The following is a 13632-nucleotide window of genomic DNA, read 5'->3' as shown; positions in this document are numbered from 1 at the left end:
TTTAGGTTGCAGCGCGCAAATAGGCAAGCGCCGTAGACAGGGAGGGACCGACTTTGCTTGCCGCTTCGGACAGGAGCGGATCGAAGAGGCCGAGCGCCCACAAGGCCAGGAGCACGAGTTCCATCGCGAACAGAAAATGCATATCGTCGGCGAACGGCTGTTTGCGCGTCTTGTGGCGAACGAGGCGTGACGCCGCGACGGTCCCGATCGCGCCGCCGATCCTTGCCCAGTCCAGCAGCGTCGCTTCGCGGATGCGCCAGAGCCCTTTGTCGGCGCGCTGCTTGTCGATTACCATCAGCGCAAAAGCGATCAGGTTGGCGGCGATCAGCCAATAGAGAATATAGGCGGTCATTTTCGGCCGTATAACCGCAAAATACCCGCGAAATGTTAAAGTCAGCGCACCAGCGCGTCGATCGCGCCCTGCAGGATGAAGGCGGCGGCCGCGCTGTCGACGCGCTCGGCGCGCTTGGCGCGGCTGACGTCGGCCGCGATCATCGCACGCTCGACCGCGGCGGTCGACCAGCGCTCGTCCCAGAGCAACAGAGGTAGCGCAAGCGGCGCGAGGTTGCGGGCGAAGGCGCGGGTGCTTTGGGTGCGCGGGCTGTCGCTGCCGTCCATATTGAGCGGCAAGCCGACGACGATGCCGACCACCGACTGTGCTGCGACCAGCGCCTTGAGCGCCTCCAGATCGACCGTGAATTTCTTGCGGACGATCGTCTTGTCGGGCGTTGCGAAGCTCCACCCCGCGTCGCACAGCGCAACACCGATCGTCTTGGTCCCGACATCGAGGCCCATCAGGCGGCCGCCGCGGGGCAGGGCGGCAGCAAAATCGGAGGCGGCGGTGGTAATCATCGGGCTGCCCTTAACCCTAAAGCCGCGTCATTGCGAGCGAAGCGAAGCAATGACGATGTTAGGATTTAGAGCTGGGCGTCGTCGCCGCAACCGGCGCTGCCGGGGGCGACACCGGCGACGCCTTCCCCTCGAACGCAGCGAGACGCCGCAGCGCATCGGCGCGGACGTTCGCCCAGAATAGGGTGATGTCATAGACATGATAATTGTTGCCGGGCAGCACATAGCCCGCAACGACGAAATGCTGCGCCGCGTCGGCGTCCCCGATCATCAGGAAACCGCGATCGTCGTCGCATTTGGCGCCAACCTTGCCGGTGATGAGCTCGCCCTTGCGGAAGCCATCGGACGGTTTGAGCGTGCCGATGTTCGCCTCCGGTCCTGCGGCGGCATCGGGCGTGCCGGTGAGCGGGTTGGTACAGAGCATGCGCGTGCCGGCGCGCGGCCGCCCGTCGAAGCCGATCGTGCCATCATAGGCGCCGGTGACCATCGACGTATCGGCGGGCTCGGCAAAGCTTGCCCATGACAGAATGCAGCCTTTTTGATCGGGCGTGTCGCAAGCGGGCAGGCCAAGCGCGGCCATATCGGTATCGCGGCTGATGGGCCAGCCGATGACATAGGCGGCCACGATACGCTTCGCGAGCGGCGTGCCCGCGATACGGTTCTTCAGCAGCGTCGTCAGATGCAGCGCGCCCTGGCTATGGCCCGCGAGAATGATCGGCTTGTCCTTGGGGATCGCCGCGAGAAAGGCGTCGAATGCCTGTTCGACGTCGCGGTAGGCGGCGTCGATCGCCTTGCCCGCCGTGACGCGGTCTTGGGCCAGAAACGCGCCGAGCGTCGCCTGGCGATAGCGCGGCGCCCATATGGCGCCCGCATCGCCGAATGCGCTTGCCATGCCCCGCACGAACAGCGTGGCGCGATAATCGGCGTCGGCATCGCCCAGCGGCGCGTTCCAGTTCGCCTTGCTGTAATAGCTTGTCGGGTGGACGAAAAAGACCGCGGCATCGCCGAGCGGCGCGATCGGTGCGGCTCCCGCTGTTTCGGCCGCCTTTGCCGGCGCAATCAGCTGACGCGCGCCCGGTTCAGGGGCACTTGCCTCGCCTTCGCCGCCTCCGGCCTCCGCTTCGGCAGCGGGCGGACGCCAGGCCGACGGGTCGTCGGGCAGGCCGGGGCGGGCGATCCACATTTTGGGATCGTCATAGGCGTTGGCCGCCACCGCCGCTTGCGGTTTGAATTCGGTGTTCGGAACGAAGGCAACGCGGCCGAACCAGCCGGGATTGAGCTGATAGGCAATGCCGACACCGAGTATCATCAGAATGATCGCGGCGATGAAATAAAGGAATTTGCGGGCCAAGTCGGGGCTCCATGCGGCGGGAGATATGGGTGTGCTATCTGGCTTGCGCGGCGCCATCAAACAAGCCCAGATGTGGGGCATGACCGACAGCATCGCTAGCGGCGCCGCGCCCGATTCGCCCATGCTTTCCACTCGCCTCGACGACAGTGACCCGCCGTGGCCGCAGCGCCCCTGGGTCATGGCGGCGCTTTGCGCGACCGCGGGCCTGCTTTTCCACGCCTGCGTCGACCATGACTATGGCGATCCGCTTGACCGTTGGCGAATGGCGCTCGCGACCTTCGTCGCGGTCGCAACGCTGGTGTTCACGCTCGGCATGGAAATCCGCCGCGTGCATTGGGCCGCGGGCTTCGCGCTCCTGTGGGGCGCGATCATGGCGCTGATCGTGTGGAACGGGGCAGGCTATAATTTCGATGCCTCGCCCTTTGAATGGCCCTTCTGGTCGGGGCTGCTGGCGGTCCTGGTCGCAACGCCGCTCTTTCAGACGCGCCGTGACGTCGCGCCCGACGGACGGTTCTGGAAGCTGTGGCAGATGCCCTACGACAGGCTGCACAGCCACGCCTGGACCGATGCGGTGATCGGGGCGGCATCGCTGGCGTTCGTCGGCCTTTCCTTCCTGCTCACCGTGCTGATCGGCGAAATGTTCCACCTGATCGGCATCGACCTGATCCGCGAACTGCTGCGGGGAGAATGGTTCGGATGGATGCTCGCAGGGGCGGCGTTCGGCGGCGCGGTGGGGCTGCTGCGTGAACGCGACAAGCTCGTCGCGACACTGCAGCGACTGGTGATGATCGTGCTTTCGGTGCTCGCCCCGGTGCTCGCCGCGGCGTTGCTGATCTTTTTGCTGTCGCTTGTCGGGACGGGCCTGCAACCCTTGTGGCGATCGGGTTTTTCGACTGCGGCGCTGATGATGGCGGCGGCTGCCTTTGCCGTGTTGCTCGCGAATGCGGCGATCGGCAATGGCCGCGAAGAGCGTGCGGGCAACCTGCTGCTGCACGTCGCGGCGGCGGCGCTGGTCGCGGTGGTTCTGCCGCTCGCCGTCATTGCCTTTTATTCGATGCACCTGCGCGTGCTCCAATATGGCTGGACGCCCGAGCGGCTGTGGGGCGTGATCGCGGCGGTAATCGCCGTCGCCTATGGCATATCGGGGCTGTGGTCGGTCGTCCGGGGACGGCATGATTTCGACGATCTGTTGCGGCCGCTGCAACAGAAATTGGCGATCGGGCTGGTCCTGCTTGCAGGTTTTCTGGCGCTTCCTATCGTCGATTTCGGCGCGATCGCAACGCGCGATCAGCTTGCACGACTGGAAAGCGGCAAGGTCGGTGCGGACAAGTTCGACTGGGCGGCGCTGGCGTTCGATTTCGGGCCGAGCGGGCGGCAGGCGTTGGCGCGTCTCGCCAAGTCGCCGGACAAGGCACGCGCGAACCGCGCGAAAATCGCCATGAGCGCGAAGAACCGCTGGGACTTGGGCCCCGGCGATGACGGCGATGCGGCGGAAGTCGCCTATCGCGCAACGCCGCTCGCCGACAAGGTTCGCGTCCTGCCGGCCGGGCGGACCCTGATTCCGGAGGTCGAGAATGCGATCGAGGATCAGCAATGGTGCCGCGATGCACCCTGTATTCTCTACTGGCTGTCGGATCAGCGCGTGGCGGTAATCGGACGGGGACAAGCGCGGGTGATGATGCTCGAACGCGACGCCAAGGGCCGCTGGAGCCAGAATTATGCGTTCGAAGGTAGCCCCTCGCGCGGCGACACGGCGCTGACAATCGACGATCTGGTCAAGGCGCCGGTCGAACTGCGCACGGTTCAGCGCCGGCAGCTTTTCGTCGGCGGCAAAGCCGTGGGCGGCAATTTCGAATAGGGGCGTCACTGGATCTAGCCGCGCCGCGGCGGTCAGGATCATAGTTGATGCGGTGCGGCGAGGGTGCTAGCGGCGCTGCTTCTCCCGATAAGGCGACAGACATGGCAATCGATCAAGCAACAGTCCGGAAAATTGCGTCGCTCGCGCGCATCGCCATCACCGATGACGAAGCGGCGGCGATGGAAGGCGAACTCAACGGTATCCTCGGCTGGGTCGAGCAATTGGGCGAGGTCGATGTGACCGGCGTCGAGCCGATGACCGCCGTCATCCCGAACACGCTGCGCCTGCGCGACGATGTGGTTGATGCCGACCCGCTGACCGGCGGGGGCCGACGCGACGATATTCTTGCCAATGCGCCCGAACCGCAGCACGGCTTCTTTGGCGTGCCAAAGGTGATCGAATGATACGCCTTGCTCTTTTTCCGTTTGCCCTGACCCCGGATCAAGTCCGGGGGAATGGCGGTTCTTCTCTTCACCGTTCGAAAAATGAAGAACGGTGCTTCGACAGGCTCAGCACGAGCGGGTTTGGGAAATGACAGATCTTACGAATCTCACCGTTGCAGAAATTCGCGACGGCCACCGCGCGGGTGATTTTTCGGCCGTCGAAGTGGCCGAGGCGTTCAACGCGAACGTCGCCGCGGCCAAGGCGCTCAACGCCTTCATCGTGGAAACGCCCGACCGCGCGATCGAGGCCGCGAAGGCCGCCGATTCCGACCGCGCCGCCGGGACGCTGAAACCGCTGTCGGGTGTGCCGATCGGCATGAAGGATCTGTTCGCGACGAACGGCGTCCAGACGACCGCCGCGAGCCATATGCTCGAAGGCTTCGTGTCGCGCTATGAATCGACCGTCAGCCAGAAATTGTGGGACGCAGGTTGCGGCATGCTCGGCAAGCTCAACCTTGACCAGTTCGCGATGGGCTCGTCGAACGAGACGAGCTATTTCGGCAATGTGATCAGCCCGTGGAAGCGCAACGACGGCGGCAATGCCGCGCTTGCGCCGGGCGGATCGTCGGGTGGATCGTCGGCGGCGATTGCGGCGCGGCTCTGCCCTGCGGCGACCGGGACCGACACCGGCGGTTCGATCCGCCAGCCCGCGGCCTTCACCGGCATCTCGGGGATCAAGCCGACCTATGGCCGCTGCTCGCGCTGGGGCATCGTCGCTTTCGCCAGCTCTCTCGACCAGGCGGGACCCATGGCGCGCGATGTTCGCGACTGCGCGATCATGCTCGAAAATATGGCGGGCTTTGATCCGAAGGATGCGACCAGCCTCGACCTGCCCGTGCCCAATTGGGAAGCGGCTTTGTCGAGCGATCTCAAAGGCAAAAAGGTTGGTATTCCGAAAGAATATCGCCTCGAGGGCATCGATCCCGAGATCGACGCAATGTGGGACGCCGGCATCGCGATGCTGAAGGATGCGGGGGCCGAGGTCGTCGAGATCAGCCTGCCGCACACCAAATATGCGCTGCCGACCTATTATATCATCGCGCCGGCCGAGGCCTCGTCGAACCTCGCGCGCTATGACGGCGTGCGCTATGGTTTGCGCGATCTGCCGCAGGGTGCGGGCTTGCAGGACATGTACGCCGCGACGCGTGCCGACGGCTTCGGTCCCGAGGTCAAGCGCCGCATCATGATCGGCACCTATGTGCTCTCGGCGGGCTTCTACGACGCCTATTACACGCAGGCGCAAAAGGTGCGGGCGCTGATCTCGCGCGACTTTACCGCTGCGTTCGAGACGTGCGACGTGATCCTCGCGCCGACCGCGCCGTCGGCGGCGTTCGGTCTGGGCGAAAAGACCGCCGATCCGCTGTCGATGTATTTGAACGACGTATTCGCGGTGCCCGCGAGCCTCGCCGGCCTCCCTGCGATGTCGGTCCCCGCGGCGCTGAACCGCGAAGGGCTGCCGCTCGGCTTGCAGATCATCGGCAAGGCTTTTGACGAGCAGGGCGTACTCAACGCCGGGCTGGCGATCGAGGAACGCGCGGGTTTCACCGCGCGGGCGGAGAAGTGGTGGTGATTTAGCGGTGTGCTCCCGCGAAGGCGGGAGCCCAGAGCGGCCTAGCGCTGCCCCGCACTGGATCCCCGCCTTCGCGGGGATACAAGAAGGAACGAAGATGTCTGATTATCGCATCAAGGGCGAAACCGGCGAGTGGGAGGTCGTGATCGGCCTCGAGGTCCATGCGCAGGTCACCTCCAACGCCAAGCTGTTCTCGGGCGCCGCGACGGCGTTCGGGGCCGAGCCGAACACGCAGGTGAGCCTCGTCGACGCCGCGATGCCGGGGATGCTGCCGGTGCCGAACCGCGAGTGCATCCGCCAGGCGGTGCGCACCGGCATGGCGATCGATGCGCAGATCAACAAATGGTCGCGCTTCGACCGCAAGAATTATTTCTACGCCGATCTGCCGCAGGGATACCAGATTTCACAGCTCTATCATCCGCTTGTCGGCGAAGGCTCGCTGCATATCGAGGCCGATGAGAAGGCCGGAATCGCCGCCGACAAGGTGATCGGCATCGAACGCATCCATGTCGAGCAGGATGCCGGCAAGCTGATGCACGACCAGCATCCGACGATGTCCTTCGTCGATTTGAACCGTTCGGGCGTCGCGCTGATGGAAATCGTGTCGAAGCCCGACATGCGCTCGCCCGCCGAGGCCGGGGCCTATGTCCGCAAGCTGCGCGCGATCCTGCGCTATGTCGGATCGTGCGACGGCAATATGGAAGAAGGCTCGATGCGCGCCGACGTCAACGTCAGCGTCCGCAAGCCCGGCGACGAATTCGGCACGCGCACCGAGACCAAGAATGTGAACTCGGTGCGCTTCGTCATGCAGACGATCGAATATGAAGCAAAGCGCCAGGTCGAGGTGCTGGAGGCCGGCGGCACGGTCGACCAGGAAACGCGCCTCTTCAACCCCGACACGGGAACGACGCGCACAATGCGGTCGAAGGAAGACGCGCACGACTATCGCTATTTCCCCGATCCCGATCTGTTGCCGCTCGAACTCGACGATGACTTCCTCGCCGAGTGCCGCGCCAGCTTGCCCGAACTGCCCGACGCCAAGCGCGCGCGCTACCTGGGGCTGGGCATTTCGGCCTATAATGCCGACGTGTTGACCGCCGAGGTCGAAAACGCGCGCTGGTTCGACGCGCTGCTCGAAACCGGCGCCGAGCCCAAGGCGGCGGCGAACTGGGTGACCAGCGAGCTGTTCGGCGCACTAAACCGTCTCGGCAAGGACATCGGCGATTGCCCGGTGACCCCGGCGCAGGCGGGCGAACTGCTCGGCCTGGTTGCCGACGGCACGATTTCGGGCACGATTGCGAAACAGGTCTTCGAAAAGATGCTCGAAACCGGCGACGGCGCAGCCGCGATCGTCGATCGCGAGGGCCTCAAGCAGACGAGCGACACGGGCGCGATCGAGGCCGAAATCGCCAAGGTTCTTGCCGCCAATGCCGACAAGGTCGAGCAGTATAAGGGGGGCAAGGAAGCGCTGTTCGGCTTCTTCGTCGGTCAGACGATGAAGGCGATGCAGGGCAAGGCGAACCCGCAGGTCGTGAACGAGCTGCTGAAAAAGGCGCTTTCCTGAAGGCGCTGGCAATGTTGGTAGGGGAGGGCGGCCACCCTTAGTTGGCGGACGCCTTCCACACCGTCCGGCCTTCCTTCACCGTTTCCAGCACCCTGATGTCCTTGATGGCATCGGCCGGCGATGCCAGCGGATTTTTGTCGAGGATCACGAAGTCGGCGAGCAGCCCGGCCTTGATGCGGCCCTTGCGATTCTCCTCGAAAACCTGCCACGCCGGACCGGTCGTGAGCGCCTGCAATCCTTCATAGGCGTCAAGTCGCTGGTCGGCGCCGGCGACGACGCCGGTGGGGGAGACGCGCGCCATCGACGTCCAGAGCATGAAGCGCGTGTCGAGCGGCGTAACGCTGAAATCGCTGTGGTTCGACGCGATGAGGCCGGCTTCGCGCGCGGCACGGAAGGGGCTGATGAAATCGACCACCTCCTTCGGGAAATTGCTGCGGTGGACGTCACCCCAATACCAGGTGTGGTTTGAGAAATAGGCCGGGCCGACACCGATGCGGACATAGGCGGGCAATTGGTCAGGGCGCTGGAACTGCGAGTGAATGACAATCGGGCGGCGATCGTCGGCGGCCTTGATCCCCAGTGCATCGAAGCCCTTGATCGCCATGTCGATCGCGGCGTCGCCATTGGCGTGGACGAATATCTGCCAGCCGCGGTCGTTGACCTTGCGGGCCAGCGTGTCGAACTCTTCCTGGCTGACGATCGGCTGCCCGTGCCACGGGTGGTCGCCGCTCGGGCTGCCGCGTTCGTAATCGCGCGTGAAATAGGCGGTGCGTGCCTGCGGGCTGCCGTCAAGGATGAACTTGACTCCCTCGATCTTCACATGGCCTTGGTAGGTGCGGAAGCGGATGTCGGGGTTCGCGAGCAGCGCGTCGAGTCCGGTGTAGATGGGCAGCAGCGCCAGATCGATCTTGAGCCGCGCGCGGGCCGCATCGCTGGTGAAAAAGCCCAGGTCGGCGGGCGAGGTCGCGCCGTCCTGCGCATGGGTGTAGCCTTCGGCGAAATAGCGCGCCTGCGCCGCATCGAGCATCGCGAGCTTCTGCTCCGCCGTCGGCTGCGGCATCGCGGGCAGCATCTGGTACATCGCCTTTTCGAGCAGCACGCCGTTCAGCCGTCCGGCGTCGTCGCGCAACATCAGCCCGCCCGGCGGCGGCTGGCTCGCGTCCGACAGCCCCGCCGCGGCGAGTGCTGCGCTGTTCGCGACGAGCCCGTGGAGCGAGATGTGCAGCACGACGATCTTGTGATCGGGCGATACCGCGTCGAGCTCGGCGCGGGTGATATGACGCCGCTCTTTCAGCGCTTCGTCATTATATTGCCACACGACCACCCAGCCGCCCTTTGGAATGGCGCGCCGCGCTATGAAATCGCGGACCACGCCTTGCAGGCTGGCGATGTCGGTCACGGGGGGAAGCGATTTGTCCCACAGGTCGAGCCCGCCCGACATCTGGAGCGCGACGGCGAAATGCGAATGGGCATCGACGAAGCCCGGCAGCATCGTCGCACCGGCGAGATCGTGGATCACGGCGTCCTTGCCGGCGGCGCGGCGTGCGCCCTTTTCATCGCCGACGAAAATTATCTTGCCGTCGCTGGCGACGACGGCCCTGGCCAGATGCGGCGTGTCGCCGTCCATCGTGACAATCGGTCCGCCGCGATAGATGGTCGGACGATCCTGCGCGCCAGCGGACTGCGCGGTCAGCGCGGTGAAAAGCGCGAACGCCCCAATGGTCCTTTTCATAGCCCTCTCTCCCCGGCCTTCTTGGCGGCGGGGAAGGGGAACGGTCAAGCGCTTAGCAAACTAAATGTGCTGCGGCGGCGCTTCATCGGGGCCGCGGCCGGGCTCGTCGATATCGCCGCCGCCGGGGCTTCCGGGTATTTCCTGCGGCTGCCCCGCGGGGTCTTCGTGTGGCGTGGGTTGCGCCGGTCTTTCGGGCGGCGACTGCGGCTCGATGATATCGGGCTTGGGCTTGGGAAGGGGGTCAGGCAGGCTGTTGGTGCCGCTGGTCATGATCGTCTCCTTGGACTCCAACAACCTATAGCCGCGTTCATCGTTCCGCTCACGGAATATCGCGGCTTTCCGCCCTTGCCCTCGGCCACGCGTCTGCTATAGCCCCGCCCGGCCCGCACGGGCGTGCGCGGCACAGCGCATGGATTCGTGCACCCGGCCGACAGCTCATGCGGGCGTGGCGGAATTGGTAGACGCGCTGGTTTTAGGTACCAGTATCGCAAGATGTGGGGGTTCGAGTCCCTTCGCCCGCACCACTTCCGTAAGAGCGAGGTCGGATAGAAGAACCCAGCTTTCGGGCCGGGTTTGCGATACGAGATTTTGAGCAAGGATAAGACCAAGGCAATGAAGACCGTCGAAACGCTGAACGAAGGCCTGAAGCGCGAATATCGCCTGACCATCACCGCGAAGGACATCGACGCGCGCGTCGATGACGAAGTCAAGGCGATCGCGCCGACCGTGCGCATGCCCGGCTTCCGCCCCGGCAAGGTGCCGCCGAACCTGATCCGCAAGATGCACGGCGAAGCGCTGTCGGCCGACGCGCTGAACAAGGCGATCGATGCCGGCGTGCGCGATCTGATGACGAAGGAAAAGCTTCGTCCGGCGCTGCAGCCCGCCGTCAGCCTGGACGACGGCTATGAACGCGGCAAGGACGCCGAGTTGACGGTCGCGCTCGAAGTGCTGCCCGAAATCGAGGCGCCGTCGATCGACGGGCTGAAGCTCGAGCGCCTGACCGTCGCGGCCGACGATGCGGCCGTGATGGCCAAGATCGAGGAATTCGCCGCGCAGATGAAGCGCTTCGAAGAGGCGCCCAAGACCAAGAAAGCCGCAACCGGCGATCAGGTCATCATCGACTTCGCCGGCAGCGTCGATGGCGTCGCCTTCGATGGCGGCACGGGCGAAGACATGGCGGTCGAAATCGGTTCGGGCCAGCTCATCCCCGGTTTCGAGGATCAGCTCGTCGGTGTGAAGGTCGGTGACGAAAAGACCGTGAAGGTCAGCTTCCCCGACGAATATCCGGTCGAAAATCTGAAGGGCAAGCCCGCCGAATTCGCCGTGAAGGTGAAGGAAGTGAAGGTTCCCGCCAAGACCGCGATCGACGACGAGTTCGCCAAGTCGCTCGGCCTCGAGAGCTTGGAAAAGCTCAAGGAGCTTATGCAGGGCCAGGTCGAACAGGAACATAATGGCCTGACGCGCACCTATATGAAGCGCAAGCTGCTCGACCAGCTCGCCGCGAGCCACGATTTCGATGTGCCGCCGACGATGGTCGAAGCCGAATTCGGACAGATCTGGCAGCAGCTCGAACATGAAGCGAGCCACGAAGCCGATCCCGAAGCGGCGAAGGCCGAACTCGAAAAGGATCGCGACGAATATCGCAGCATCGCGGTGCGCCGCGTCCGCCTTGGCCTGCTCCTCTCGGAGATCGGCCAGGCGCATGGCGTGCAGGTCAGCGCGCAGGAGATGCAGCGTCTGGTCATGCAGGCGGCGCAGCAATATCGCCCCGAAGACCGCCAGCGCTTCGTCGAATATGTCCAGCAGGACGCGCTCGCGGCGGCGCAGCTTCGCGCTCCGCTGTACGAGGACAAGGTCGTCGACTTCCTGTTTGAAAAGGCGGAAATCAGCGATCGCGAAGTGACCCGCGAAGAGCTGGAAGCCGCGATCGAAGCCGATGACGATCACGTCCATGGTCCGGGCTGTGGCCACGACCATGATCATGACGCCAAGCCCGCCAAAAAGGCGGCCGCGAAAAAGCCCGCTGCCAAGAAGGACGCGGTGAAGGACGAAGCCAAGGCCGAAAAGGCCGAAGCTCCGGCCAAGAAGGCGCCGGCGAAGAAGGCTGCGGCCAAGGCCGATGCCGAGGAAAAGCCGGCAGCCGCCAAGAAGGCGCCTGCCAAAAAGGCTCCGGCCAAAAAGGCTGCCGCCAAGGATTGATCCTGCGGCGATGAAACAATGAAGGCCGGGTGGAGGAGGCTCCGCCCGGCCTTTTTGTTTGGCGCGGCTACCCGGTTCCCGCTTTCGCGGGAATGACGAGGGTGGGGGACCGACCGCGTGGCTAAATCACATCCATATTGTAGCAATGCCAGCTGAAGATTGCGGCGGCGCCGCGGTGGGGACGCCATGCCTCGCCGATTTCGCGGACGCGCTTCTCGCTCGGGCGTGCGTCGAGGCGGAGGATGCGGCCCACGGCCTCCTGGACCGCCAGGTCGCCGGCGGGCCAGATGTCGGGACGCCCCTCGGCAAAGAGCAGATAGATTTCGGCCGACCAGCGTCCGATGCCCTTGACCTTTGTCAGCAGCGCGATCGCCTCTTCATCATCGGCAGGGAGGGCGGCGAAATCGAGCTCGCCATCGAGCACGAGTTGCGCGAGACTTTTGGCATAGCCCTGCTTTTGCGCCGAGAGGCCGCAGGCGCGAAGGGCGTCGAACTCCGCGGCCGCCATCACCTCGGCGGGGCAACCCGCCCCGAAGCCCGCTTCCAGCTTGTTCCAGATCGAGGTTGCCGCTGCGACGCTGACCTGCTGGCCGACGATGGTACGCAGCAACGTCGTATAGCCGGGCTCGCGGATGCGCGGTTCGGGATAGCCGGCATTGCCCAGCGCGCGCGCGAAATTGGGCTCGCGCGCCGCAAGCGCATCGATCCCGGCGTTCAATTGCTCCTGCGACAGCCCCATCGATATTCTCCTTTTGTTCCGGATGCTGTCATTAGCAACGCTTGATTTGCCGCGCAACGCACGACATAGCCCAGCCGAATCGAAACTATGGGGACGAGCATGGCCAAGCTGATTGTCGTGACGCGCGACGGAACCGAACATGAAATCGAGGGCGATACCAGCCTGACCGTGATGGAAAATATCCGCGACGCCGGTTTCGACGAACTGCTCGCGCTGTGCGGCGGCTGCTGCTCGTGCGCGACCTGCCACGTCCATGTCGAGGCGGGCGACGCCGCGGCGCTTCCGGCGATGAGCGAGGACGAGAATGATCTGCTCGATTCGACCAGCGACCGCGACGACACCTCGCGCCTGTCGTGCCAGATCCCGTTCAGCGACGCGCTCGACGGGCTGAAGGTGCGGATCGCCGCCGAAGATTGATTCCATTCGTCAGCCCGGCGAAGGCCGGGATCTCGACGGTTCAGCTATAACGCGAAGTTGAGACCCCGGCCTTCGCCGGGGTGACTGCTCATGGGCTCAGGCTCCAGCCGTCGCGACCGCGTAGAGCGCGATCGCCGCAGCATTCGAGATGTTGAGGCTCTCCATCCGCGGCGAGATGGGGAGCTTTGCCAGCACGTCGCAATGTTCCATGACATTGTGCCGCATGCCGTCGCCTTCGGACCCGAGCACCAGCGCGACCTTGCTGCCGTCCAGCGTGTCTCCCAGCGTCGTTTCGGTGTCGCCCGTCAGGCCGATTCGCCAATATTGCGCTTCGGCGATTTCCTCGAGCGCCCGCGACAGATTGACGACGCGAACCCACGGCACGGTTTCGAGCGCGCCCGATGCCGAGCGTGCGATCACGCCGCTTTCGGGCGGGCTGTGGCGGTCCTGCGTGACGATAGCGGCGGCGTCGAAAGCCGCGGCGGAGCGCAGCACCGCGCCGATATTGTGCGGATCGGTGACCTGGTCGAGGACGACGATCGGCCGCTTGCTCTCCGCATCGACTTCGTCCTGCAAAAGATCGCCGAGATAGATTTCGTCGAGCGGATCGACCTCGATCACCAGCCCCTGATGCGGGGCATCGCGCGCGACGAGCCGCGCTAGGTCTGCAACGTCGGCAAAACTGATGGGAACAACCGGCGGCAAATCGAGCTGGCCGAGCGCTTCGCGCGTCCCCCAGATTCGCTTGACGCGACGTTCGGGGTTCGCGAGCGCGGCCAGAACGGCGTGGCGTCCCCAGAAACGGACGCCCTGACCGCGCGGAGTCTGCCCCTGTGGGCGGCGATGACGGGAAAATTGTCTCATAGCGGCGGCCTTTCCCATGACTGCCATTGACAGGCAAGACTCCTTT

The 13632-nt window shown here is 64.7% G+C and carries 13 protein-coding genes and 1 tRNA gene; 7 read left to right on the top strand and 7 right to left on the bottom strand.

Annotation, left to right across the window (positions count from 1 at the left end; all coding sequences use genetic code 11):
- Position 1: 1 nt before the first annotated feature.
- Genes AOA14_RS16505 through AOA14_RS16495 form a run of 3 tightly spaced genes read right to left on the bottom strand, consistent with a single transcriptional unit; the run spans position 2 to position 2200 of the window.
- Positions 2–352, bottom strand: a complete 351-nt coding sequence (locus AOA14_RS16505; RefSeq protein WP_202988309.1) for a DUF1294 domain-containing protein — start codon at positions 350–352, stop codon at positions 2–4.
- A gap of 41 nt (positions 353–393) precedes the next feature.
- A complete protein-coding gene (gene ruvX, locus AOA14_RS16500) occupies positions 394–852 on the bottom strand; it encodes a Holliday junction resolvase RuvX (protein WP_062902574.1) in 459 nt (152 codons plus the stop codon).
- 58 nt (positions 853–910) lie between these two features.
- Complete coding sequence (locus AOA14_RS16495) at positions 911–2200, bottom strand: DUF3089 domain-containing protein (RefSeq protein ID WP_062902573.1); 1290 nt, start codon at positions 2198–2200, stop codon at positions 911–913.
- Positions 2201–2279: 79 nt separating this feature from the next.
- Between AOA14_RS16495 and AOA14_RS16490 the strand changes: the two genes are divergently transcribed.
- From AOA14_RS16490 to gatB, 4 genes are all read left to right on the top strand, one after another.
- Positions 2280–4058 (top strand): DUF4153 domain-containing protein, encoded by a 1779-nt coding sequence (locus AOA14_RS16490; protein WP_062903228.1) that lies wholly within the window; start codon positions 2280–2282, stop codon positions 4056–4058.
- Between the two features lie 101 nt (positions 4059–4159).
- A complete protein-coding gene (gene gatC, locus AOA14_RS16485; RefSeq protein ID WP_058811578.1) occupies positions 4160–4462 on the top strand; it encodes an Asp-tRNA(Asn)/Glu-tRNA(Gln) amidotransferase subunit GatC in 303 nt (100 codons plus the stop codon).
- A 127-nt stretch (positions 4463–4589) separates the two neighbouring features.
- Positions 4590–6071: an Asp-tRNA(Asn)/Glu-tRNA(Gln) amidotransferase subunit GatA gene (gene gatA / locus AOA14_RS16480; protein ID WP_062902572.1), complete on the top strand. Its 1482-nt coding sequence runs from the start codon at positions 4590–4592 to the stop codon at positions 6069–6071.
- A 97-nt stretch (positions 6072–6168) separates the two neighbouring features.
- Complete coding sequence (gene gatB, locus AOA14_RS16475) at positions 6169–7635, top strand: Asp-tRNA(Asn)/Glu-tRNA(Gln) amidotransferase subunit GatB (RefSeq protein ID WP_062902571.1); 1467 nt, start codon at positions 6169–6171, stop codon at positions 7633–7635.
- 37 nt (positions 7636–7672) lie between these two features.
- On the opposite strand, the gene AOA14_RS16470 is transcribed toward gatB, so the two are convergent.
- The gene (locus tag AOA14_RS16470; RefSeq protein ID WP_062902570.1) at positions 7673–9367 is read right to left on the bottom strand and encodes an amidohydrolase; all 1695 of its coding nucleotides are present in this window, start codon (positions 9365–9367) and stop codon (positions 7673–7675) included.
- 60 nt (positions 9368–9427) lie between these two features.
- Positions 9428–9637, bottom strand: a complete 210-nt coding sequence (locus tag AOA14_RS16465; RefSeq protein WP_062903227.1) for a hypothetical protein — start codon at positions 9635–9637, stop codon at positions 9428–9430.
- Positions 9638–9806: 169 nt separating this feature from the next.
- On the opposite strand from AOA14_RS16465, the gene AOA14_RS16460 reads away from it, so the two are divergent.
- Both AOA14_RS16460 and tig read left to right on the top strand, forming a co-directional pair.
- Positions 9807–9891: transfer RNA gene (locus AOA14_RS16460), tRNA-Leu, on the top strand.
- An 88-nt stretch (positions 9892–9979) separates the two neighbouring features.
- A complete protein-coding gene (tig, locus tag AOA14_RS16455) occupies positions 9980–11566 on the top strand; it encodes a trigger factor (RefSeq protein ID WP_062902569.1) in 1587 nt (528 codons plus the stop codon).
- A 121-nt stretch (positions 11567–11687) separates the two neighbouring features.
- Here tig and AOA14_RS16450 read toward each other — a convergent pair whose 3' ends face one another.
- A complete protein-coding gene (locus AOA14_RS16450) occupies positions 11688–12305 on the bottom strand; it encodes a DNA-3-methyladenine glycosylase family protein (protein ID WP_003043574.1) in 618 nt (205 codons plus the stop codon).
- Between the two features lie 99 nt (positions 12306–12404).
- Here AOA14_RS16450 and AOA14_RS16445 point away from each other — a divergent pair, with 99 nt between their 5' ends.
- Positions 12405–12722: a 2Fe-2S iron-sulfur cluster-binding protein gene (locus tag AOA14_RS16445; RefSeq protein WP_003043571.1), complete on the top strand. Its 318-nt coding sequence runs from the start codon at positions 12405–12407 to the stop codon at positions 12720–12722.
- Between the two features lie 96 nt (positions 12723–12818).
- Here the strand turns inward: AOA14_RS16445 and rlmB are convergent, their stop codons facing one another.
- Positions 12819–13586: a 23S rRNA (guanosine(2251)-2'-O)-methyltransferase RlmB gene (rlmB, locus tag AOA14_RS16440; protein WP_040589946.1), complete on the bottom strand. Its 768-nt coding sequence runs from the start codon at positions 13584–13586 to the stop codon at positions 12819–12821.
- Between the last annotated feature and the right edge of the window lie 46 nt (positions 13587–13632).

It is taken from the genome of Sphingopyxis terrae subsp. terrae NBRC 15098, assembly GCF_001610975.1.
In the GTDB taxonomy this organism is placed as follows: domain Bacteria; phylum Pseudomonadota; class Alphaproteobacteria; order Sphingomonadales; family Sphingomonadaceae; genus Sphingopyxis; species Sphingopyxis terrae_A.
Note: the sequence above shows the minus strand (reverse complement) of the source record. Positions and strands in the feature narration are given on the sequence as shown.

Coding starts and splice junctions, on each gene's coding strand:
- gatC (WP_058811578.1), top strand. CDS start 4,160: ATGGCAATCGATCAAGCAACAGTCCGGAAAATTGCGTCGCTCGCGCGC.
- ruvX (WP_062902574.1), bottom strand. CDS start 852: ATGATTACCACCGCCGCCTCCGATTTTGCTGCCGCCCTGCCCCGCGGC.
- gatB (WP_062902571.1), top strand. CDS start 6,169: ATGTCTGATTATCGCATCAAGGGCGAAACCGGCGAGTGGGAGGTCGTG.
- rlmB (WP_040589946.1), bottom strand. CDS start 13,586: ATGAGACAATTTTCCCGTCATCGCCGCCCACAGGGGCAGACTCCGCGC.
- AOA14_RS16505 (WP_202988309.1), bottom strand. CDS start 352: ATGACCGCCTATATTCTCTATTGGCTGATCGCCGCCAACCTGATCGCT.
- AOA14_RS16445 (WP_003043571.1), top strand. CDS start 12,405: ATGGCCAAGCTGATTGTCGTGACGCGCGACGGAACCGAACATGAAATC.
- AOA14_RS16490 (WP_062903228.1), top strand. CDS start 2,280: ATGACCGACAGCATCGCTAGCGGCGCCGCGCCCGATTCGCCCATGCTT.
- gatA (WP_062902572.1), top strand. CDS start 4,590: ATGACAGATCTTACGAATCTCACCGTTGCAGAAATTCGCGACGGCCAC.
- tig (WP_062902569.1), top strand. CDS start 9,980: ATGAAGACCGTCGAAACGCTGAACGAAGGCCTGAAGCGCGAATATCGC.
- AOA14_RS16470 (WP_062902570.1), bottom strand. CDS start 9,367: ATGAAAAGGACCATTGGGGCGTTCGCGCTTTTCACCGCGCTGACCGCG.
- AOA14_RS16450 (WP_003043574.1), bottom strand. CDS start 12,305: ATGGGGCTGTCGCAGGAGCAATTGAACGCCGGGATCGATGCGCTTGCG.
- AOA14_RS16465 (WP_062903227.1), bottom strand. CDS start 9,637: ATGACCAGCGGCACCAACAGCCTGCCTGACCCCCTTCCCAAGCCCAAG.